The organism is Ferruginibacter profundus, from assembly GCF_054783275.1.
Genome location: NZ_BAAGQW010000003.1, coordinates 970,937 through 994,037, shown reverse-complemented (window position 1 = coordinate 994,037; position 23,101 = coordinate 970,937). Strand labels below are relative to the sequence as shown.

The following is a 23,101-nucleotide window of genomic DNA, read 5'->3' as shown; positions in this document are numbered from 1 at the left end:
GGTACAAAAAATGGCTGGTTTTTTTGTTTTTGGCTGCTAAATCGTATAATTTGAAGCTCTTATAACAACCCTTATGTTATCTGCAGCACAAATACAGCAATTAATGGCCGAAAATGACAGCCTGCAGGTACAGCTGGAAGAATTGAATTATATATTACTGCAACGGGAGCAGGAGATTGCCCGGCTTAAAGAAAATAATGCCGCCGATGCCGAATTACGCAGTGTACTGGATATGCAGCTGGAAGAATTGCAACTGATGCAAAACCGCATTGGCAAACACCAGCAAAAGGCCGAAGGTGCCGAGGAGAGGGAATTTGAGCTGCACCAGGAGCTGAGCCAGACGGTAAAAGTACAACAACAATACAGCGATCTTTTTCAACAATATACCTACATCAATACACAGCTGGAAGATATACAGGCCGAGCTGGCTAAGGTTAAAAAACGCAACGCCATGCTGCAGCAGATTGCCGTAAAGATCGGCGAAATGGAAAGCACAGTGGAGAATATTACCATGGAAAGGGATGAACTGAAAGCCCGGCTTGCCGAATTAGAAAAATTGCAAAACAGCTAACCTAACGCTGTGTATTAATTGCCGAAATGCCACATTGTTTAATCACTGTTCATAAAAAAGGCCTGTAATTATTGCAAACCTGCAATCCTTTTTTTACATTACATATCTAAAACTTAAAACTTATGAATTTTCAGACAATGAACAAACAGCGGAAATTTATCTTAATTGCCGCGGCTGTGGGAATTATTGGAATGTTTTTACCCTGGGTAAATGTTTTTTTCTTTAGTGTAAATGGTATGCATAGTTGGGGTATCCTTGCTTTCCTAAGCTTTATAGGCGCAGGTGCAGTGTCGTTAATGGGAGACCAGACAAAAAACCTGGACAAAACTTTTTGGTTCATAGCCTTAGCCTGTGGTGCTCTTGCAACATTGGTTATCTTCTGGACATTGCTCAGCGCAATGAGTGATGGTGGTATGTCTGTACTTAGCGTGGGTATTTATGTTGCAGCCCTGGGTGCAGTTGGTACTTTGTTAGCGGCATACATGTATCGTTCTCCAACGGATAGCATAAAAGGTGGCTTTGATAGTTTGAAGCATGATATTGAAGAAAAAACAAAAAACCCCAATAATCCTCCGCCACCTCCATCTCAACCATAAAAAAAATAAAATTTTATACCTGCACCCGGATTAATTTATCCGGGTGTTTTTTTATGTGTATGAATTAGATGAATTTTGCAGCTAAATAAGTGTATATGAGTATTGCCGACATAAGAAAGGATTATCAATTGCAAACATTATCTGAAGCGGATGTTACCGCAGACCCGATTGCGCAGTTTGGTAAATGGTGGGATGAAGCCGTGAAAAGTGATATTGTTGAAGTAAATGCCATGACGCTGGCTACAGCCGATAAAAACGGTATACCATCGGCAAGAATTGTTTTGCTGAAAGAATATGATGCCAAGGGCTTTGTGTTTTTTACCAATTACAATAGCAAAAAAGGAGAGCAGCTTTTACAAAACCCTAATGCCTGCCTGGTATTTTTCTGGAAAGAACTGGAAAGGCAGGTGCGTATAACAGGCACCACAGAAAAGATTAGTATAGAAGAAAGTATTGCTTATTTTAACAAGCGGCCCGATGGCAGTAAGATTGGTGCCTGGGCATCGCCACAAAGCCTGGCAGTAGCGGGCAAAGCATGGCTAAAGGAAACATTTGATTATTACCGGGAGCGTTTTAAGCACGGCGAAATTCCTAAGCCCCCACACTGGGGTGGTTACCGTGTAAAACCATTTACAATAGAATTCTGGCAGGGCCGCCCCAGCCGTATGCACGACAGGATACAGTATACTTTAAATGCTGACGGTACCTGGAGTATTGAGCGGTTAGCCCCTTAGTAATGGATAATGAAATAATGGATAATTAATAATGCGTTAATGATGAAATACTGTTACGTAATCAACAGGCACTATAAACCGAAAGAATTATCCATTATTCATTAATCAATTATCCATTAAAAAGCTTACGCACTCTTCTTAGGCGCTACATTTTTCTTTTTAACTTTTGCAGGCCTTGATTTACCGAAAGAAGCTTTAGTAATTTTTCCTTTTTTAGTTTTTATATCACCACGTCCCATAATAGATAGATTTTATTTTTTTAATTAATAAGAAATTCAAAGGTATAAACAAAAAGCAAGGTGCAAAGGCGCCTTGCTTTTTTAATGTGATTACTTACAGCATTACATTTTAGCAGATAATTCTTTACCGGCTTTAAATTTAGCAACCTTCTTGGCTTTAATTTTGATAACAGCACCAGTTTGTGGGTTACGGCCATTACGGGCAGCTCTTTTTGATACAGAGAAAGTACCAAATCCAACCAATGTAACTTTACCACCTTTTTTTAAAGTAACAGTTACAGCTTCCACAAAAGAATCCAACGCTGCATTTGCCTGTGTTTTGGTGATACCTGCATCGTCTGCAAGTTTTGTAATTAATTCAGCTTTGTTCATGATAATTTTTTTTGAATTTTATTGAGCGACAAATATATATGGTTTTTAATTGCAACAAAATTTTTTCTTCAAAATAATTTTTTGTAAAAATGGCTGTAAACCGCAAGGAATAAGGACTTGAGGGGATTGCAAATTTTAGATTTTGGATTTAATATTTATGATTTTCCGCTGAAAGTGTTGCTGGTAAAGGGTTTTGGCTTAAGGTCTTTGAAATCCTTTGCCAATGCGGCTTGCGGCGGAATATACAAACGATTTGAATAGGACCAAATTAAAATTATTTTTTTGCACATTAGTGCACAACCTGCATTAAAGAGCGGAATGCAATGAACTGGTTGCCCCATTTATCAAATGCTTTTTGACGCATTGCGGCGGCATGTTTTTCCATGTAATTATTGTATAAAGATTTGCTGTCTGCAAAATACTGCACAGCGTAGGTTGGGCCTTCGCTGTCATCAATGTCCAGTAACTGTAAAACAGTGGCATGTGTAAAACAACCGGTATTAATGATGTCGGGAATATGTTCTTCCTGTATCCATTGCAACCAATCGGTTTGTATTGCGGCGGCAACTTTTGTGGTAACGTTATATACTATCATGTTCTTTTCTATTATTTACTTCTGCCATCATTTTTTTGGTAAACACAAGCAACACAATTAATACGGCAATGATTGATGCCCATAGCATCCAGGTGTTGTTTTTTTGTGGTGTTACGGTAACTGCTGCTTCTTTAAATGCCATTATTTTTTTGAAGGATAATAATGGGGTACTATCGGAAAACTTTGCATTGATGCCGGCGAGGTCATAATTGGGTTTTGTTGCAGAAGCATTTTTCATTATCAATTCGTACTTATTTCCCTGCTCTAAGTAAGAGGTGATGTAACGGTAACCAATTGATGTATTAACGGCCGTAACTTTTAACGGCAGATTATCTTCATTGTGAATAAGCAGGTAAAATATACCGGCATTAATAAGTGGTACATAAAATTGCAGGGTACTATTATTGGAAACTGTAAAATTTTGCAATAATTGCCCGGGATTGGAAAACGAATGAGTTACTGAAGCGGGAATATACAGTTCAACATTTCTTGAAAAATATTTTACGCCGTCTACTTTTAAACTGATGCCCGAAAAGTGAAAAGCCTGCTGCTGCGTAACTTTTATGTAAGAAATTTTACCGCTATCTTTTTGCTCAATTATTGTTTTCGGGTTTTCAAGTAACTCAGGCTTGTCATTAATCATTGCAGAAGTGTTGGTGAAATGCAATACATCCCTGATGTCAAATGGATCTTTATTTTTATTATCAATTACTATTTTGAAAAAACTATAATTATTCGGAGGGAAATCTATTCTAAAACTGTTGACGGTGCTTTTTTCACCGGGTGCAGGATTGATGAGAATGCTGTCATTAATCACAAACCAGTTTTTATTATTGTCGCTTCCACTTAATGTACAAAATCTTTCTGCCGCGGTATTCCGGATATTTAATACCAGGTTGGAGGTAACAGGCTGACCTGCTGCAATAACTACAGTTGTGAATGACCCTGCCGTCTCTTTTTTTACAATCCTTAAATCCATATACAGGGCCAAATCACTTCTTTCACCGGCCGGGTAATGTAACACATGCGGCACCCATTTTCCCGAATCATTTACAATCCTCAGATCACTGTAATCAGTTTTTACATGCGCCGATAATTCCGGAGTAATGGCGATATTATAAAATCCGGATGTTTTTACACTATCGAGTTCAGCATAAAATTTATATCCTGCTGTTTGAGCAGTACCACAAACAGCGATCAAACAAAACAATGCAACACTAATCCGCTTTTTTCTCATCATCAATAATTATTTTTTTCAAACGCTGGTACATAAATGAAACCACCAGTAATAAAACACCCAGGCAAAAGAAAGCTGCAATTTTACCTCCCGGAGGAATATTCTGTATATCGAATATAAATAATTTCAATAAGGTTAACGTAAACAGGCTGAGCGAAATGATACGAAGACTGCGGTATTTAAAATGCATGCCCAGCCACATAAAGGCAAAAGAACACAGGCCCCACAAAATGGGCAGCCCGGTTTTAATGTAGATCCTTTGAATATTTGATAAAGGATTATCGGCTGCATAAAAAACAGTGTTGGAAAACAAATACAATTCTATACTTAAATAGATAACTATAGCAGCACACAAAACCCAGGTGAAGAAATTAAAACTGTCATTAAGCGCTGTTTTTTTATTGCGTAATAATTGTATCAGCCGGTACAATACCAGTAGCGCCAATAAGGCGCCGGCCCAGTGCGCTATAAAATGTTCGCTGTTTTTATGTAATTCCAGCACATCTTTTTGTATGGCAATAGTTTGGGGAATACTTAAAAAATAAAATAAGATACTACCTGCAAACATAACCGCAACAATTTGCCAATGCAACTGCAACGGTCTTACTTTTTGGGTAATAAAAGTAAGCAGGCTGATAAAAACCAATGTATATAAAAGCAAATACAAAATATGGAAGTTAGCAGCAGGGTAATAGAAATTAAATTGGTAATTAATTTCTAAAGCACCGGCAACAAATAATAAAATGATCGCTGCAATCCTGAAAATATTCTTACCGGGAATAAAAGCTGTTGCAGCCGGATCTGTATTTTCTGTTTCTTTATTTCTTAATACAAACAATAAATACGTGGCTATTGCAGCAAACACAGTAGTAATAAAACCTTTGTTGGCAATGATGGTAAGCGGCGTACTGTAATAGGTGTACAATTGCATCCAGTCCATAACTAAACTGATAAGCATTAAGGCCCATACCAGCAATGCGGAATATTGCATTATGCTGATCCTGGATTTAGTGAATAGCCAATACAGCAACACCGTTTCGCTTGCCCAGAATAAAGTGATGTAATTGCCATGTAACTGTATGGGTGCTGTGATGGAAATAAATGTTAGCGTAATACCAATGAGCAGGTATAAAATATTGGTATCCACTTTTTGTTTGCGGAATAAGAAATAAGACACAATTAAATTAAATACACCCATTGATGCACTGAATAAGCCTTTAAATTCAGGCGCATTCATTTCTGCCAGGCAAAAAATACCGGCACCAAAATACAGGGAGGTGTTGGCTAAAAGAATACCAAAGTCTGATGCAATAAATTTTTTCTTCTCCTTAATATTATGTGCAATATTGATGATAAAGAACAACAGGTAAAATGCAGTTGCAAATAAAAATCCGTTTTTATAAGTTACTGCAGGTTCATCATACCGCAGGAAAAGTAACCAGCTGCCAAAAATGAGTATCGTAAAAATAAAACTGAGGAAATTCAATATACGCCAGGCTTTATGGTAGGCAATAATTAAAAGTCCGCTGTTTAAAATAATAAGATAAGTGAATAATACTTTATAATTACCATCACCGGTACTTACTAAAAAGGGTGCTGTAAACCCACCAACCAGCGCAACAATTGCCAATTCCTGTTTATTGTACAGCAATGATAATATAACAGCAAAAGCTGTTATTACAACCATTATTATAAAGGCAATGGTTTGCCCATTGGTTTGGCCGAACAGGTGAAATTTTTGAAATGCCAGTGTAATGGTAAAATAAAAAACGGCTAAACCTCCTCCAGCAAGTATCGAACTGAAGTTTTTGTAAGAATTGCGAAGTTTGTGCGCCAATGCAATTAAAATTCCCCCGCTTAATATGCCAATAGCCACACGGCCCACCGGCCCTATCCAATTTTGATCAATAGCATAGTTAACAAAAAAACCAATGGCCAAAACTAAAATGCCAATACCAATTTTACTGATAAGATTTTCGCCGATAAATTTTTCAATATCAGGATTATTGCGCACCCATTTTTCACTCCAGCTTTCTTTTGGTGGCGCAGGCGGGGCCGGTGCTATTTTTATTGGGGGAGGCTCAATAGTTTCATTAATGGCAACAAAAGCAGCCGGCTGATGTAATAGTTGTTTTGCTTCTTCCTCTTTTTTTCTTGCCTCACGTTGTAATCGCAGCTCTTCTATTGCTGCAATTTTTCGTTTGTATTCTTCCTGTGCCTGCAATTCGGCAGCTGCTTTTTCTTTTTGCTCCTGATCTGTTGATGCAGGTTTTACTTCGGGAGTTTTAAACTGAAGGTTTGTGAACTCGTTTTTTAAATCCTGGAGCTGGCGGTGGAGAGAAGAAAGGCTTTTTTTAAGGTCATCAGCATTGCTGCGCTGACTGCTTTGAATATTTAGTACAATGATGAAAATTACAACCAGTGCAATAAAAATTAAAAATTCCATAGCAGTATATTAGTTAGTTACTGCAAAACAAGATACAATGCTATTTGATATCATTATGGAATAAATTGTTAAAGCAATATTTAGGAAACCCTTCGTTTAACATTTATTACTTGTACAAAACAGCCGGTTTTAACAAATTACATTTGAGGTGCAGCAGCTAAATTTTTATCTCTACATAAATGGGGCAATGGTCGCTATGCTTTACATCCGGAAAAATATCGGCATCTTTTAATTGCTTTTGAAATGGTTCGGTAACCGTGATGTAATCGATGCGCCAGCCTTTGTTATTTAAACGCACGCTTGGGAAACGCTGGCTCCACCAGCTGTAGCGATGCGGCTCTTTATGAAATTCACGAAAAGTATCTATCCAGCCGCTGGCTAAAAATTTAGTCATCCAGGCTCTTTCTTCGGGCAAAAAACCAGAGGAGTTCTTGTTGCCCTTGGGGTCATGAATATCAATTTCGTTATGGGCAATATTATAATCACCCACCAAAACAATTTTGGGGAATTTCTTTTTTAATTTGGTAAGATAGGTATGAAATTCATCCAGCCATACGTATTTAAAAGCCTGCCGTTCTTCGCCGCTGGTACCACTGGGGAAATAGGCATTGATCAAACGGATATCTCCAAAATCCAATTGTATCACTCTTCCTTCGTCATCGCTTGCGGTATGGCCATTGCCGTATACTACATTATCTGGTTTTATTTTGCTGAAAACGGCTACGCCGCTATATCCTTTTTTTTGTGCACTGTACCAGTGATGATTAAACCCCAATGCTTCCAGTTGTTTTATATCCACATCATCTTTAGTGGCTTTGGTTTCCTGTAAGCAAATAATATCTGCCGGATTGGTTTTTAACCAATCGATAAAACCTTTTTTAAATGCAGCACGAATGCCGTTAACATTATAGGAGATAATACGTAGTGTACCCATTTTATTGTTTATTTTGCTGCTGCAATTTACTTTTTAATATTATATGCACAACAAGCAGGAGTTAATTTTATCTTTCGAAAAAAAAATGGAGGCGATTGATGCAGATGCCATCAGCGATTATTCCTACTGTAAAAGCTATTTTTTACACCTGCTGCAATACAAACGCTTTTACCTTACTATTTACAGCCATGTATTGGAGATTTTGTTACAACATGCCCGGTTGCCGAAAGAAGAATTGACAATAGTTGATTACGGGGCTGGCAATGGCTTACTGGGTTTGTTTGCTAAACATTGCGGTTTTGGTAAAGTGTATAGTAATGATGTAAATGAAAAGTTTGTAAAAGCTGCGGAACAAACGGCTCAATTAATGAACATTACCATTGAAGGGTTTATTACCGGCGATATTGATGCTGTTGCAGCTGCTTTCCCGCTGCAAAAGCCACATGCAATTATTGGCACAGATGTAATAGAACATATTTACAACCTAAATGTCTTTTTTAAACAATTGCAGGAGCTGAACCCTGCAATGACCACAGTGTTTACTACTGCAGCCAATGCTGCCAATCCATTTAAAAGAAAACGACTGCAACAATTGCAACGGAATGATGAAAACAAAGGCGGCTTACCCGGCGACTATGCCTTATTTGGAGAAGAAGCGATTGAGCCTTTTATAATTACCAGGAAAAAAATAATACAGGAGAATTTTCCTACTTTGACTGCAGAAGAAAATGAAATACTTGCCTTGCATACACGGGGGTTAAATAAAAAGGATATTATTAATGCCGGGGAAAAATATATTGCCGAAAAAATCCTTCCATCATTATTACAACACCCTACCAATACCTGCGAACCTTTAAGCGGCAGTTGGACGGAACATTTATTAACTATTGCGGAATACAAAACCATTTATAACCGGGCGGGATTCCGATTGCAGGTATACAATGGGTTTTACAATGCATATTCAGGGGGTGCTAAAAGTTTGATAATGAAACTGGCTAATACTGGTGTTGCCATTGCAGGTAAACTACTTGCTCCTTTTATCAGTTTGGTTGGAACCGGAATTGAAAAGTAAGGGTCGATAAATTATGAAAGTATGGAAGAGATCAAAGACTTTGAAAGCTTTTATACCATTAAACTGCAGCCGCTGATTGATAGTTTAAAAAAGGACGCAGGCGCAGCAGGTAACTGGGGTATTATTGCACCTGTTGTTGCATTTTTATCTATTGTAGTTTTTGTGGGATACCAGGCTGGTTATATTGAAGGGTATGGCGGCCGGGCAATTTTTTGCTGTATTACAGCAATAGCGATCAGTGTATATTTTTATGCCAATAAGAATGACCGGTATACCAAAGACTTTAAAGAAACCATCATTAAAGAAATTATAACCTACCTGCATTCTGGCATTACTTACAAGCCTGATGAAGTAATTGCCAAAGAAGATTATAAATACAGCGGTCTTTTCCGGCATAAGTTTGATTATTATGATGGGGATGATTATATGGAAGGCGTTTATAAAAATGTACCATTCCGTTGCTCGGAATTACATACAAAATATGAAAGGCTGGGTACAGGAATTACGGGTAGCAGGCTGGTGACAATTTTTAAAGGATTATTTTTTGTTGCAGAGATCAGTAAAACTTTTTCATCGGGTACTTATTTATGGTCTGCAGGTGCAGCACACACAGGTGGCAGTTCTATCCATCAACCGAATGTGTACAAGATTAAATTACAGGATGCCAACACCGGATTTGATGACCATTTTTCGGTGTACAGTACTAATCCATCAGAAGCCGGTACCATTCTTACCAACACGATGACAGAGCGAATGGTAAAATTTCAGCAACAGGTTAAACGTGATATTGCCATTTCTTTTGTGGCGGGCCGCTGTTATGTAGCTATTGGTATTAATGAAGACCTTTTGGAGCCCAGTGGTTTTGATACTGATGACAGGGAAGAAGTAAAAAAATATTTTTTCACCGTCTTGCTGGTGCTGAGTATTATTAACCAGTTGCATTTAAATGAGCTGGTGTAACTTATTCCAGTATCGGCCTCAGCCATCTTGTAGCATCATCTACACTCATTCCTTTTCTTGCTGCATAATCATGTAATTGATCCTTTTCTATTTTACCCACACCAAAATATTTACTTTCGGGATTGGCAAAATACCAGCCTGCAACAGATGATGCAGGATACATGGCCAATGATTCGGTGAGTTCAATACCTGTGGCTTCTTTGCCACCCAACAGATCAAACAATTTATATTTTTCAGTATGGTCAGGACAAGCGGGATAACCCGGCGCCGGACGAATACCTAAATATTCTTCTTTAATCAATTGTTCATTGGTGAGGTGTTCATCAGTTGCATATCCCCAATATTCCTGTCGTGTTTTTTTGTGCAGTAATTCAGCAAAAGCTTCTGCCAAACGATCAGCTAAAGCCTGTAAAATGATTTTATTGTAATCGTCTAAAGCAGTTTCAAACTTTTTAATGTGCGGCTCAATACCTTCAATAGTTACGGCAAATGCACCAATATGATCCTGGTAATTTTTTTCTGCCGGTGCAATAAAATCAGCTAAAGAAAGATTGGGCTGTCCGTCAGCTTTTTTTATTTGCTGGCGCAGAAATTGTAATTGTACGACTTCTTTATCAGCTAATACATCAACAGCATCAGCACTAACTTTATTGGCCGGCCAAAAGCCAATAGCTCCTCTTGCATTTAACCATTTTTCGGCGATGATCTGTTTCAATAATTTTTGAGCATCATTGTAAAGATTGGTTGCAGCAACACCAATAACACTATCGGTTAAGATGGCAGGAAATTTACCATGCATTTCCCATGCAATAAAGAAGGGCTGCCAATCGATATAGGTTGCAATTTCTGCTAAATCATAATTGTTGAAAGTCTTTGTGCCGGTAAATGTAGGTGCCACCGGGGTGAAACTATCCCAGTTAATGGCTGCACCATTTTTTTGTGCCTCTGCAAAAGATAGATATTGTTTGGTAGATTTTTTGTTACCGAAATCTTCTTTTAGTTTTTCGTATTCTTTCTTTACACCCGATAAAAAATCAGGTTTTTGTTCTTTACTTAATAAACTACCTGCAACAGTTACGCTACGGCTGGCATCTAATACGTGAACTACGCCTTCGTCGTATTGCGGTGCAATTTTTACAGCAGTGTGCATACGGCTTGTGGTAGCGCCACCAATCAGTAAAGGTTGTGTCATGCCGCGGCGTTTCATTTCGTGTGCCACATGCACCATTTCATCCAGCGAAGGGGTAATTAAACCACTCAGACCAATGATATCTACATTTTCTTTTATTGCAGTTTCTAGGATTTTATCTGTTGCCACCATTACACCCAGGTCAATAATATCATAACCATTACAACCTAATACCACACCTACAATGTTTTTACCAATATCATGTACATCGCCTTTTACAGTGGCCAGTAAAATTTTTGCCGCACCTGCAGATTCTTCATTGATAGTACCCGCAGTGATATGGGCTTGTTTTCTGTCTTCTTTTTCCTGCTCAATATATGGAGTAAGAACAGCCACGGCTTTTTTCATCACTCTTGCACTCTTAACTACCTGGGGTAAAAACATTTTACCGGCGCCAAATAAGTCACCCACAATGTTCATCCCATCCATCAACGGGCCTTCAATAACATCTAATGGTTTAGGATATTTTTGCCTGGCTTCTTCTGTATCAGCATCAATATAATCGGTAATACCGTTTACTAAGGAGTGCGACAATCTTTTTTCAACCGCGTCATTTCTCCACTTCTCATCTTTTACGGTTTCTTTTCCCTTTGCTTTAACGGTATCTGCAAAAACTATCAGTTTTTCTGTAGCGCCATTATCGTCGTTATTTCTGTTGAGTAAAACATCTTCACAAAGATCTCTCAGTGTGGGTTCAATTTCATCATACACTACCAGCTGTCCGGCATTTACAATGCCCATATCCATTCCTGCTTTAATGGCGTAGTATAAAAACACGCTGTGAATGGCTTCCCTTACATGATCATTACCTCTAAATGAAAAAGACACATTACTTACACCACCACTTACTTTGGTAAGCGGCATCAATGCTTTTATTTCTCTTGTTGCTTCTATAAAATCAACGGCATAGTTGTTATGTTCTTCAATGCCTGTTGCCACTGCAAAAATGTTGGGGTCAAAAATAATATCCTGCGGTGCATAGCCTACCTGTTCCGTTAGAATTTTATAAGCCCGGTGGCAAATTTCAACCTTACGCTGTTTGGTATCTGCCTGTCCTACTTCATCAAAAGCCATTACAATTACAGCAGCACCATAGCTTTTACAAATATGTGCCTGTTCAATAAATTTAGCTTCGCCTTCTTTCATCGAAATAGAATTCACAATACATTTTCCCTGCACACATTTTAACCCGGCTTCTATAATTTCAAATTTAGAAGAATCGATCATGATGGGTATCTTGGCAATATCAGGTTCGGCCTGCACTAAATTTAAAAATGTGGTCATGGCCTGTACACCATCCAGTAAGGCATCATCCATGTTCACGTCAATTACCTGTGCGCCGCTTTCCACCTGTTGCCTGGCAACAGATAAAGCTTCTTCATATTTGCCATCCCTGATCAGGCGTGCAAATTTTTTACTGCCGGTTACGTTGGTACGCTCACCAACATTTACAAAATTAGTTTCCGGACGAACTACCAATGGTTCTAATCCGCTCAGGCGTAAAAAGGGTTTTATATGTATTGTCTCGCTCATTTTTTATTTTTTATTAGGGTAAGGAAATCCAATTGCTTTTCTTGGTTTGGTTTCCTGTACTAATAATTTTTTAAGGTATTCAAATATTACTTTTATCTCTTCGTCGTGTTTCACCAGGTGACGTTCTATCTTTTCTATTTTATTCCAAAGCTCTTTATTATCAAACAGCAGTTGTTTCATTTTAGTGAACACCCTTATTATTTGGATGTTTACTTCAACAGCTGTATCTGAATTCAAAACCGAGGAGAGCATGGCAACACCTTGCTCGGTAAATGCAAAAGGTAAATACCTTGCACCACCTCTTCCTTTCTTTGAGGTCGCAATTTGCGACCTCAAAGAATTCCATTCTTCGACGGTCAATTCAAACATGAAATCCGGAGGGAATCTTTGAGATTTTCTTTTGACCGCCTCATTTAGTCTTTTTACTTCTACCCCGTACATTTCTGCCAGATCTTTATCCAGCATTACTTTCATTCCACGAATGAAGTACACTTTTTCTACAATCTTTTCTTCCGTTACTTTAACTACGGTTGGCTTAGCTTTCGTCATAAATTAATTTTAAATGATTAATTATTTGACTTTTCTAAGGACCAGGTTTATTTTGTTAGGCTTCTTTATACCTGCTTTAACTTGCAGCTTTTCATTTATAATGCCTCTTCCAACACCGGCAATTCCCTCGGCTTAAACTTTCTCACTTCATCTGCAATATGTTTAATATGATCGGGCGTGGTGCCGCAGCAGCCCCCCACAATATTCAACCAGCCATTGGCAGCCCATTCTTCAATGATATGTGCTGTTTGATGTGGTTGCTCATCATACTCTCCAAATGCATTGGGTAAACCTGCATTAGGATAGGCTGATGTATAACAGGCAGCGATCTGTGACAATTCTTCAATATGCGGCCTCATTTCCTGTGCACCCAATGCACAATTCAAGCCTACACTAATTGGATTGGCATGTGCTACCGAGGTATAAAATGCTTCTAAAGTTTGTCCGCTTAAAGTTCTGCCGCTGGCATCAGTGATAGTACCGCTGATCATGATAGGCAATTCCGGTAAATTATTTTTTCTGAAATAATTTTTAATGGCATAGATGGCAGCTTTTGCATTCAAGGTATCAAAAATAGTTTCTACTAATAAAATATCTACACCGCCATCCACCAAACCTTTTATCTGTTCGGTATATGCAGCAGCAACCTCGTCGAAAGTAACAGCACGGTAGCCGGGGTTATTTACGTCTGGTGATAAGGATAAAGTTTTATTAAGCGGGCCAATTGCTCCGGCTACCCATGCTGTTTTACCATTTTGTTTAATTGCCTCTTTAGCACATTTTGCAGCTGCCACATTCATTTCATACGCCAGCGATTGCATATCATAATCGGCTTGGGCAATAGAGGTACTACTGAAAGTATTGGTTTCAATAATGTCAGCTCCGGCCTCTAAATATTGTTTATGTATACCGATGATAATTTCAGGTTGTGTAATACTCAGCAGATCGTTATTGCCTTTTACATCGGTATGCCAGTCTTTAAAACGTTCGCCACGGTAATCAGCTTCCTGTAATTTATGGCGCTGTATCATAGTGCCCATGGCACCATCAATAATTAATATTTTTTCCTGTAATGCTTTTTTAATTGAACTCATGATGTTATGAATTTAAGGCAGTGGATACTGGTATGCCGTATAAGTGACTACACAATGATTAACATTGTAACACTTTACTTCAGATAAAAACTGATAAACGCTGGAAAACTAGTGGAGTTTTGTGGACGTTTATTAGTTCTGTTGAAGGCTGAACAATAAACAAATCTGCCTGTTTTACACTGCAAAGATACAATACAAAAGCCGTAACACAAAAATGTTACGGCTTTTGTTTGGGACCCATGCCGGGGGGTATTTTTTATAAGTATTTAGTCTTTCAACAGGTATTTTGAAATAACTTAAACTCAATAGTTAAGGAGCTGGATATTAAGCGGAACAGATAATTAATTTATAACAAATTGTACTTTTTCGTCGCTGGAAGGATTGTCGTCTTTAAGGTTGATGGCAGTTGCGGTTTTTTGTTCGATCAGCCAGCTTTTGTTAAGGTTGCTTAAGGTTGCATTGGCACCAAAACTAATGGTGAATTTGCTGCTTCCCTGGCTCCAGGTACCATTGATGGTGGTACCACCATTAGTAGCAGTGGCAAGGCCGCCGGAAGTGAAAGCAAATGTGTAACCACTGAATTTACTGGTCTCGTCTTTTTTATCCCAATACAAACTTACACGCCAGGTGCCCGGCACAGCGGTACTAACTGTTGCAACATCGTCGTTTTTTGAGCAGGAAGAAGATTGCAGGGTGGTGAAAAAACTTACCAGCACCAATGCCAGTATAAGATTAAAGCCTTTTGTTTTTGCGGATAGTAGCATAGCTGTAAATTTTAGCGGTTAAATAATTGATACCGTAAAAATGCAGCAACCGGGTGGCGCATAAAACTAAATATTACCGAACAGGTATTTTGGTATGCTGAACGGGGAATAACATTATTTTTCGTCACCCAGCCATAATTTAAAATCGGCAGAACGTTCTGTACTCACAATAGTTTCGTGTTTTGCAGGCGGATTTAATTTTACCAGTACCCTGCTTTTGGAATACGCAAACATTTCGGCAATAGATTGAATGCTGATGATGTATTGACGATTGATGCGGAAGAATGTTTTGGGGTCCAGCATCGATTCCAATGCATCTAAATTAAAATCAATGGTAAAACGACGGTTTTCTTTGGTTGTTAAAAAATTCACTTTGTCTTCGGTATAAAAAAATGCTACTTCTTCAATATTGATGGTTTTAATGTGTTCGCCATAACGGACTACAAAACGTTGTTTGTAAGCAGCCGCCGGATTAGCAAAGCTTTTTAATAACTGGTTGATATCTATTGAAGGGGCAGCAACTTTTGTTTTTTTATATTTAGCAATAGCATTGGCCAGTTCTTCTTTTTTAATGGGCTTTAAAAGATAGTCGATGCTGTTTACTTTAAAGGCTTCAATGGCATATTGATCGTAAGCCGTGGTGAAGATGACCGGGCATGCTATTTCTACCGCCTTAAATATTTCGAAACTTAGGCCATCAGATAATTGAATGTCGGAAATGACAAGGTCGGGCAGTTCATTTGCAGCAAACCATTTTACAGCAGAAGATACGCTAACAATATTATCCTCCACCACTGCATCGGGTTCCAGTTCCTTCAGCATTTTTTGCAGGCGTTTTGCTGCAGGCTCTTCGTCTTCTATCAATAATATTTTCATTAGTGTTGTTTTAAAGCGGGTAATGAAACAGTGAAATATTTTTTATCGTTATTGACCACCACGGGCTCTTTACTTAAAATGTTGTACCGGTTAATAATGTTTTGCAAACCCATGCCGGTACCGGCCTGTGCCGAAGTTTTGGGATTGATATTATTGCGTACCACCAGGTACTGGTCTTGTAAAAATAATTCAATTACCAAAATAGTTTCTTTTGAAACGGCATTGTGTTTGATGGCATTTTCAATAAGCAATTGTAAAGTAAGTGGGGGAATGAAGATGTGTTTTTTTACTTCTTCATCAACCTTGATATGGAGTTGTAAATTATCGCCATACCTTTTTTGCTGCAGGTAAAAATAAGTTCTCAGTATATTGGTTTCTTCTGTTAAGCTGATCACATCTTTATCGCGGTAGTTTACAATGTTGCGGAAAAATTCCGACAATTGTTCTACATAATCTACGGCTGTTTTGGGGTTTTCTTCAATAGCAGAGATCAGTGTATTAAAACTATTGAATAAGAAATGCGGATTTACCTGGTTACGTAATACCTGGAACTGAAACTCAATTTTTTCCTGCTGCAGCTGCTGCATTTTGGTGATGTTCTTCTCTCTCCATTTTACATACCAGGATAGCAGTGAAGCACCTGTTGCAACACAAAGTATGATGAACCACCATCGTTTCCAGAAAGGGCTGGTGATAACAAAACTATAAGTGGCTTCACTTGCCGTATCAAAATTTTCATTGAGCGAAGAGCGTACATGAAAAGTATATTTGCCCGGCCTTAGATTGGGAAAAGGAATACTCTGATCTTTGGTAGCCACCCAGGATGTATCCCAGCCATCTAATTTATATTGGTAATGCACTTCGGCAGGATTGGTATAATACAAACCGGTATAATTAAAGGTAAAACCGTTTTCGTCATATGTAAATTCGTGAGTTGCATCTTTGTCAATCGTTTGTAAAAACAATGCTATACTATTGATAATAGTTTTGGGTTGTTGTATTGTATTTATTACCGGTGAATAAGATACAATACCGTTTTCTGTAGATAATAATACATTGCCTTGCAGATCTGTAGTCACGCTTTCTATGGCAGTGTTTACCTCACCGATACCTTGTACATTATTTAAGTAAGACACAGTTCCGTTTTCGGGATTCAAAATATCAATCCCTCTTTCATTTACAATAATGATATTGCCCAGCCTGTCTGTTTTAAGCGAAGTAATTTTTAAATCGCTAATGCCTTGTGCGGTGGAATAATTTTTAAATTTCGCTCCGTCAAAACAATACACGCCGGCATCTTTGGTGTTGAACCATATCCTGCCTTTAGCGTCTTCTGTAAAAGAAAATACATGATCGTCTTTTAAGCCACTGCTTTTATCATAATGTGTAAAATTACCATTCTGCAACACCGTGATACCTTTTCCATCGGTACCAAACCATAGCCGTCCGCTTTTATCTTTATATACCGAATGAATATAATTGTTGCCTACGTTAGGGATATTATTATAGTTGGTGAACTGGTAGTGGGTATCAATGTCTTTATTAAGATCCGAAAGTTCGAATATAGTCGCCACACCTTCCAAACCGCCGGCGCAAACCGTATTGCCGCTACCTGTAATAGAAAGAATGCTTGCTTTTTTTAAAAGTGGGTTTTCTGTGATGTTACGGTATTGCCCCGTTGCCGGATCTACTACAAAAATTCCTTCGCCCATGGCACTTACCCAGATATTGTGATACGGGTCCTGGTATAAACCGGTGATATCGGTTTTACTGTTTAATTCTTTAATGCGGAAAAATTTACTTCCTGCGTCGTTGTTTTTTAAATTGTATTTTATAAGCCCGCCATCTGTACCTACCCAGATATTATTCTCGTAATCGGATAGTATGGTGTGAATGGTTTCGTATGTTGCTTTATCATACAATGGCAGCAGGTGCAGTTTATTGCCTGCGGTACAGATCAGCTCTTCGTTGCCGGTCATCCAGATATTACCTTCGTTATCCTGTAACAGATTATTGAAATTGCCCTTACTTTCCTCTTTTGTAAATGCCGGTGTTATCAATTGATTGGTATAGGATAATTTTAATACACTATTTTCCTGCGTGGCAATCCATAAACTGTTTTCTGCAGAAAGTAATGCATTTACCTGGCCATAATTCCAGTTATTAACTGCGGGGGGGATAGTAATTTGTTTATTGGTATGATTGTACAAACAAAATCCTTTTTCCTGGGTACCGATCCAAAAACTGTTATTGCCTGCCGGGGTTATTGCAGTAATATAATAATCAGGTAAACCATTTTTAGGGCCTATTATTGCCACCTTTTTTTTTGATCCTTCTATTGTGCAGATATTAATACCCTGGTCGGTGGCCGCCAACACATCACCATTGTTTGCAAGCGTTAAAGCATGTACATATTTATCGCTTAAGCCTTCATCTTCATTAAGTAGATACAAATGATTGTTGGTAAAATAATAGATGCCTTCACCATTGGTGGCAAACCACAGGTTGTTTTGCTTATCCTGTAAAAAAGCAGTGATGGCCACTTTCGGAGTTCCTTCTTCGGGTTCAAAATATTGCAGGCTGCCTTTTATTTTTTTTGCGATCTTACCATTTTTGAAGCCTACCCATAATTGTTGTTTATTATCCTGGAAGATAGCAGTAACTGTGTCTTTTATTGCGGTATTTAAAAAATTAATGGCAGTAAAATTTTTGCCATCAAAAGTATAGAGGCCATTGGTAGTGCCTGCATAAATATATCCTTCATTATTTTTGTAGAGGGTATTTATTTTAAAAGCCCGGTTATCTTCAGTAAGCTTGAAAGACCTGTAGCCCAAAAATTGCTGTGCCGTGCTTTTTTGTAAAAGTGCAGTAAGTATAATAAGCGCTGTAATTCGTTTCAGCAGTGGCATTAATAAGATGGTTATTTTTTTATCAGGTCTGCTTTAATATCTACTTTTATTTCCGACGCCAATTTTTCGTGTACCACTTTTGGAATGGGAATATTATGATCGGCCAGCAAAACAGTAAAATTTGATCTGATACTGATATTGCCATCTTTTACAGTCAGTTCACTTTTAATGATCCGTTCCTGTACCACACCATGAATAGATAGATTCCCTTTAGCACGTACCGCATACACACCGTCTTTGGAAACATCAACATCTTCAATAATTTTTCCTTCAAATGATGCAGTTGGATATTTATTGCTTTCGAGGTAATTTTCATTAAAATGTTCCTGTTGCAAAGGGCTGTTGAAACCTTTAAAAGATTTCATGTTTACGATAAAGGCAAATTGTTTTTTATCTGCCAGGAACAAACCTTTTAATTCATTGCTCTGTGCTTTTATTAATTCCAGTGATGCGTCGGATCTGAAAGCAATGCTGCCGGTGCTGACCTTAAAATCCAGCTGTGTGGAAAATGACAGCAACAGCAATAACGGAAGCAATATGGCAAGCCTTTTCAACATGGTGTAAATTTACGCAATACTTTGCCCTCACCATCTTTACTGCAATACAAATTTTAAATTAGCGGTGTTTGCCAATAGTAAACACCCTTGATATATTGAACCCGAAAAGTATATCGCCTTTTTCCCAATGGCCCTTGGTTTCTGTTATAAAAGATCTTTCGCTCATACCTTGTGAGTTGGTGAAATGTAATTGAAACACGTGGCCGCCTGTTTCAATATCAAAACCAACAGAAAGGGAATTGGTGGTGTTTTGCAATTTATAATCCGGCAACTGGTAATAGTATTCAAAATTAAGGCTGATACGCTTACTTAATTTTTGTCTTCCGCCAATACCAATTGCAATAAGGTCGTTAGGGTCTGCGGCCAATTGTACCAGGTTTTGATGTGTATAGGTCGGCATCAGCTGCAAAGATGTGCCTTCAGAAAATTTTCTGCCAATGATCAGCTGGTGTGTATAAAATAAACGTGAGGTAAAATAATTTTTTCTTGTGGGGTCTTCAAACTTTAATGTTTTTAATGCAATGGTAGGTACATAACTTAAAGTGATGGGCATTATACGCTTGCCTTTGGATTGCCGCAACAATTTTACTTTAAAAAAAGCATCGTATGTTTTTTCAAAAGTACTGCGGCCAATGCCCACCATTAAGTAATTGGTGATACCAAAATCAAATCCCAGCCGCATGGTAGCATTATCTAATCCAAATAATTCGTAACCGCCGCCATTTACTTTTCCAAAGCGGTGAGAAATTTTTACATCCATAACACCCTTGCCTGCATTTTCCACTGTATGGCCATTGATTAACCGGGTGGTCTTAAAAGTAGCCGTGGTATAATCGGTTGTTTTTTCAATATCGTTCTCCAGCATTTTCATAATATCAGTAGTGTCCTGGGCGGCAACTGAAAAATGCGATGCTGAAAAAATTATCCCGGCAAAAAATATTTTTTTAAAAGGCGTCATGTTGGTTTATTAGAAAGCTGAATTACATTTTTTGATCGAGGTTACACTTTACCGTTATTTCAATAGTCTCAGAAATATTACTTTTAACCGCACCAGGTATTGAAATATTATAATCTGCCAGCTTTACAATAAACTTTGATGAAGTAGCCACTTTACCATCTTTAATCACAATACTACCCGGGGCAGTGATGTTTTTAGTTACACCATGTATCACCAGGTCGCCTTTTACTGATACCGGGTAAGTGCCATCCTGTGTAAAATTTACTTTGCTGATTTCAGCCACAGTGCCTTTAAAAGTTGACTTGGGAAACTTGTTGCTTTCAATATAGTTCTCATTAAAATGTTCTTCCATCAGCGCTTTTGGAAAATGAAAACCTTTATTGAGTACAGAAAATTGCAGTTCGCCTGTTTGGGTATTCAGTACGCACAGAACCTGGTTATTATCAGCTTTTATGTCTTCCATTTTGGTAGAAGAAAAAAAAGAGATCAGCCCGTTTTTTGTATACACTCTTTGTGCATTGGCTGCAACTGAAAATATTGTTAATAGGGTAGCAATAAAAAAGAAACGTTTCATGACTAAAATTTTGTTGGTGGTATGTTTTTAATTGTTTGGCGCACCGGCGTCTATCCATTTTTTTATTTTGGTTAAATTACAGCTGCTCATTTTTGGGGCATTCTTCGGCATTGGCGAATAGCTTACTGCCTGTGATACTGCTCCCCATAACCTGCCATTGGTTACCTGTATTTTTACATCTGCATAAGTGTCCAGTTTAATGCCTGCAGATGGTGTAGTGCCCCCATGGCAAACCGTACAATTGGAAACGAGTACCGGTACTACCGAACTGCTGTAGGTAACATTGGCTGTATCACAAACTGTTTGCGGATATAATATTTCTTCCTTATCATAATAGCAACCTGTATTTGATATCATTACTACAAATAAACCGGCGGCAAGCAGTACAAGAATATTTTTTGTTTTTTTAACTGGCTGAAATTTCATTGCTTACTACTGGTTTAATTATTAGGTGCTCCTGCTGCCACCCATTTTTTTATTTGGGTGATCTGGCAATCTTTTAATTTGTTGGCATCTTTTGGCATGGCTGCATAGCCCGCAGCTTGTGTAACGGCACCTACCAGCCTGCCATTATCAACCTGTACTTTTACTTTGGCATAAGTAGTAAGATCAATATTGCCCGAAGGTGCCGTACCGCTATGGCAACCGGTGCAAAATGTACTCATGATAACACTGATGGTGGCACCGTATTTAAACTGTGCAGTATCGCAGGTAACATTGCAGTTCACCGTATTTTTTGCACCTTCATTGATCCATTTACCAATCAATGCTTTTTGTGCAGCAGTTAAATCGGCATTGGGTGCAGGCGGCATTTTATCGTTACCGGTTTCAAATAATACCCTGTAAATTTTACTGTTATCGGCTCTGCCCGGTACAATATCCTTGCGCATGATATTGGCATAACTGTCTAAGATCAGGTCTTCGGAATGTGTGGCCGCATCGTGGCAGCCGGATTTAGCACAGTTGCTTTGAAATAAGGGTAAAATTTCACTCTCAAAACATACACCGTTGTTAGGAACAGGTCCTGTTTGCGGAGTAGTATCAACAGTAAGTATGGGCACTTCGTGTTTGCAGGAGTTGATGAGCACCAATGCGGTACTGACGAACAAAATGAAGGCTATTGTTTTTTTCATAAATTAAATGCGTTATTTAGCAATGATACACCTTGTTAAAATAACATCACCGGGTATGCCCAGGTCTGCTTCAAATAAATAGCCGCTGCAAATACCTTTGAGTACAATTTTATTGCCAGCAATAACGCCGTCTGCATTTCCTTCCATTTCGCAATTTATAAATGCCCCGTCGGTTGCAGTTTTTAACTTTATCACTACATGTTGCAGCTGGTCTTTATTAATATCGCTCACCTCTCCACTAACCTGTATCACTTTCTGGTTAGCTTCATCACCAATAAATTTGTTTTTGGCTACTGTGGTATCTGTTGAAAATGCTTTGTGTAAATCGATGGCCGAAATTGCTGCCGCAGGTGATGCAGATGCTACGCTGAAATGCTTTTTGTTGTACATTTTGTAACCGATAACAGCGCCAATAAGTACGATGCCTGCAACAGCAAGCAGGAGTATTTTTTTTGTTTTGCGTGCCATAAGTAGTTCTTAAAGTGAAAATAAAGCCATAAACCTGCATAGCGACACATTTGTTGCTGAACAGGAATTTATAGCTACTGAACGGGAATAATAAAGGCTTAGTTGCTTGCGGTAATGTAATTTTCAACCGGAATGCGGTTGCTGATGCTTTTGGCAAGCGTCATTTCATCGGCATATTCCAGCTCGCCGCCAAAGGCAATACCACGGGCAATAGTGGTGATTTTTACGGGGAAGGATTTTAGCTTTTTGCCGATATAATAAATGGTGGTATCGCCCTGTATATTGGGATTGAGGGCAAAAATAATCTCACTGATATTTTCTTTGCTGATGCGGCTGATGAGCGAATCAATTTGCAATTGTTCGGGCCCAACCCCGTCTAACGGGGAAATGATGCCGCCTAAAACATGATATACGCCATTGAATTGCTGGGTGCTTTCGATAGCAATTACATCACGGATATTTTCCACCACGCAGATCATTTCCTGTTTACGCATGGTGTTGCTGCAGATATTGCACAACTCCTTATCAGAGATATTGTGGCAACGGCTGCAGAACCTGATCTCTTCTCTTAATGTGGCAATAGCGTTGCTGAAGCCAATCACATCATTCACATCCTGTTTAATAAGATGCAGCACCAAACGCAGGGCAGTCTTTTTGCCAATACCCGGCAGTTTGGCAAATTCATTCACCGCATTTTCTAAAAGAGAAGACGAAAAAATCATGTTGTAAAGTTAATGGATA

The 23,101-nt window shown here is 38.5% G+C and carries 24 protein-coding genes; 5 read left to right on the top strand and 19 right to left on the bottom strand.

Going from position 1 to position 23,101, the window contains the following annotated elements:
* The first annotated feature begins 73 nt into the window (after positions 1–73).
* From ACYVM0_RS23940 to pdxH, 3 genes are all read left to right on the top strand, one after another.
* Positions 74–571 carry a hypothetical protein gene (locus tag ACYVM0_RS23940; RefSeq protein WP_460561427.1) on the top strand — a complete coding sequence of 166 codons (498 nt, stop codon included), beginning with the start codon at positions 74–76 and terminating at the stop codon, positions 569–571.
* Between the two features lie 122 nt (positions 572–693).
* Positions 694–1,167, top strand: coding sequence for a hypothetical protein (locus tag ACYVM0_RS23935; protein WP_460561425.1), 474 nt, complete (start codon positions 694–696; stop codon positions 1,165–1,167).
* A 95-nt stretch (positions 1,168–1,262) separates the two neighbouring features.
* Positions 1,263–1,901, top strand: a complete 639-nt coding sequence (pdxH, locus tag ACYVM0_RS23930) for a pyridoxine/pyridoxamine 5'-phosphate oxidase (protein WP_460561423.1) — start codon at positions 1,263–1,265, stop codon at positions 1,899–1,901.
* Positions 1,902–2,026: 125 nt separating this feature from the next.
* Here the strand turns inward: pdxH and ACYVM0_RS23925 are convergent, their stop codons facing one another.
* From ACYVM0_RS23925 to ACYVM0_RS23900, 6 genes are all read right to left on the bottom strand, one after another.
* On the bottom strand, positions 2,027–2,140 hold the full coding sequence (locus tag ACYVM0_RS23925) for a 30S ribosomal protein THX (RefSeq protein ID WP_460561421.1): 114 nt from the start codon (positions 2,138–2,140) through the stop codon (positions 2,027–2,029).
* A 102-nt stretch (positions 2,141–2,242) separates the two neighbouring features.
* On the bottom strand, positions 2,243–2,512 hold the full coding sequence (locus ACYVM0_RS23920) for an HU family DNA-binding protein (protein ID WP_430988132.1): 270 nt from the start codon (positions 2,510–2,512) through the stop codon (positions 2,243–2,245).
* 289 nt (positions 2,513–2,801) lie between these two features.
* Entirely contained in the window at positions 2,802–3,107 is a 306-nt protein-coding gene (locus ACYVM0_RS23915; RefSeq protein WP_460561419.1) for a DUF4286 family protein, read from the bottom strand.
* On the bottom strand, positions 3,094–4,347 hold the full coding sequence (locus tag ACYVM0_RS23910) for a hypothetical protein (RefSeq protein ID WP_460561417.1): 1,254 nt from the start codon (positions 4,345–4,347) through the stop codon (positions 3,094–3,096). The genes ACYVM0_RS23915 and ACYVM0_RS23910 overlap by 14 nt, the downstream gene beginning before the upstream one ends.
* Positions 4,325–6,790, bottom strand: coding sequence for a DUF2339 domain-containing protein (locus tag ACYVM0_RS23905; protein ID WP_460561415.1), 2,466 nt, complete (start codon positions 6,788–6,790; stop codon positions 4,325–4,327). The genes ACYVM0_RS23910 and ACYVM0_RS23905 overlap by 23 nt, the downstream gene beginning before the upstream one ends.
* A gap of 157 nt (positions 6,791–6,947) precedes the next feature.
* Positions 6,948–7,724 carry an exodeoxyribonuclease III gene (locus ACYVM0_RS23900; protein ID WP_460561413.1) on the bottom strand — a complete coding sequence of 259 codons (777 nt, stop codon included), beginning with the start codon at positions 7,722–7,724 and terminating at the stop codon, positions 6,948–6,950.
* 85 nt (positions 7,725–7,809) lie between these two features.
* Between ACYVM0_RS23900 and ACYVM0_RS23895 the strand changes: the two genes are divergently transcribed.
* Both ACYVM0_RS23895 and ACYVM0_RS23890 read left to right on the top strand, forming a co-directional pair.
* The gene (locus ACYVM0_RS23895; RefSeq protein WP_460561411.1) at positions 7,810–8,796 is read left to right on the top strand and encodes a class I SAM-dependent methyltransferase; all 987 of its coding nucleotides are present in this window, start codon (positions 7,810–7,812) and stop codon (positions 8,794–8,796) included.
* A gap of 21 nt (positions 8,797–8,817) precedes the next feature.
* Positions 8,818–9,756, top strand: a complete 939-nt coding sequence (locus ACYVM0_RS23890; protein ID WP_460561409.1) for a DUF3137 domain-containing protein — start codon at positions 8,818–8,820, stop codon at positions 9,754–9,756.
* A 1-nt stretch (position 9,757) separates the two neighbouring features.
* Here ACYVM0_RS23890 and metH read toward each other — a convergent pair whose 3' ends face one another.
* The 13 genes from metH to recR all read right to left on the bottom strand — a co-directional run bounded on the left by metH (position 9,758) and on the right by recR (position 23,082).
* A complete protein-coding gene (metH, locus tag ACYVM0_RS23885) occupies positions 9,758–12,478 on the bottom strand; it encodes a methionine synthase (protein WP_460561407.1) in 2,721 nt (906 codons plus the stop codon).
* Between the two features lie 3 nt (positions 12,479–12,481).
* Positions 12,482–13,027, bottom strand: coding sequence for an ORF6N domain-containing protein (locus ACYVM0_RS23880; RefSeq protein ID WP_460561405.1), 546 nt, complete (start codon positions 13,025–13,027; stop codon positions 12,482–12,484).
* A 95-nt stretch (positions 13,028–13,122) separates the two neighbouring features.
* The gene (locus ACYVM0_RS23875; protein ID WP_460561403.1) at positions 13,123–14,121 is read right to left on the bottom strand and encodes a homocysteine S-methyltransferase family protein; all 999 of its coding nucleotides are present in this window, start codon (positions 14,119–14,121) and stop codon (positions 13,123–13,125) included.
* A gap of 341 nt (positions 14,122–14,462) precedes the next feature.
* Positions 14,463–14,885: a hypothetical protein gene (locus tag ACYVM0_RS23870; protein WP_460561401.1), complete on the bottom strand. Its 423-nt coding sequence runs from the start codon at positions 14,883–14,885 to the stop codon at positions 14,463–14,465.
* 114 nt (positions 14,886–14,999) lie between these two features.
* Positions 15,000–15,761: a LytR/AlgR family response regulator transcription factor gene (locus tag ACYVM0_RS23865; protein ID WP_460561399.1), complete on the bottom strand. Its 762-nt coding sequence runs from the start codon at positions 15,759–15,761 to the stop codon at positions 15,000–15,002.
* The gene (locus ACYVM0_RS23860) at positions 15,761–18,670 is read right to left on the bottom strand and encodes a sensor histidine kinase (protein WP_460561397.1); all 2,910 of its coding nucleotides are present in this window, start codon (positions 18,668–18,670) and stop codon (positions 15,761–15,763) included. Before ACYVM0_RS23860 ends, ACYVM0_RS23865 begins: the two co-directional genes overlap by 1 nt.
* 11 nt (positions 18,671–18,681) lie before the next feature.
* Positions 18,682–19,227, bottom strand: coding sequence for a YceI family protein (locus ACYVM0_RS23855; RefSeq protein WP_460561395.1), 546 nt, complete (start codon positions 19,225–19,227; stop codon positions 18,682–18,684).
* 58 nt (positions 19,228–19,285) lie between these two features.
* Complete coding sequence (locus ACYVM0_RS23850) at positions 19,286–20,185, bottom strand: DUF5777 family beta-barrel protein (protein ID WP_460561393.1); 900 nt, start codon at positions 20,183–20,185, stop codon at positions 19,286–19,288.
* A 22-nt stretch (positions 20,186–20,207) separates the two neighbouring features.
* On the bottom strand, positions 20,208–20,759 hold the full coding sequence (locus ACYVM0_RS23845; protein WP_460561391.1) for a YceI family protein: 552 nt from the start codon (positions 20,757–20,759) through the stop codon (positions 20,208–20,210).
* Positions 20,760–20,786: 27 nt separating this feature from the next.
* Positions 20,787–21,185, bottom strand: a complete 399-nt coding sequence (locus ACYVM0_RS23840; RefSeq protein ID WP_460561389.1) for a hypothetical protein — start codon at positions 21,183–21,185, stop codon at positions 20,787–20,789.
* A 14-nt stretch (positions 21,186–21,199) separates the two neighbouring features.
* Positions 21,200–21,892: a c-type cytochrome domain-containing protein gene (locus ACYVM0_RS23835; RefSeq protein WP_460561387.1), complete on the bottom strand. Its 693-nt coding sequence runs from the start codon at positions 21,890–21,892 to the stop codon at positions 21,200–21,202.
* Between the two features lie 12 nt (positions 21,893–21,904).
* The gene (locus tag ACYVM0_RS23830) at positions 21,905–22,360 is read right to left on the bottom strand and encodes an OB-fold protein (RefSeq protein ID WP_460561385.1); all 456 of its coding nucleotides are present in this window, start codon (positions 22,358–22,360) and stop codon (positions 21,905–21,907) included.
* Between the two features lie 98 nt (positions 22,361–22,458).
* Complete coding sequence (gene recR / locus ACYVM0_RS23825) at positions 22,459–23,082, bottom strand: recombination mediator RecR (RefSeq protein WP_460561383.1); 624 nt, start codon at positions 23,080–23,082, stop codon at positions 22,459–22,461.
* Positions 23,083–23,101 lie beyond the last annotated feature (19 nt).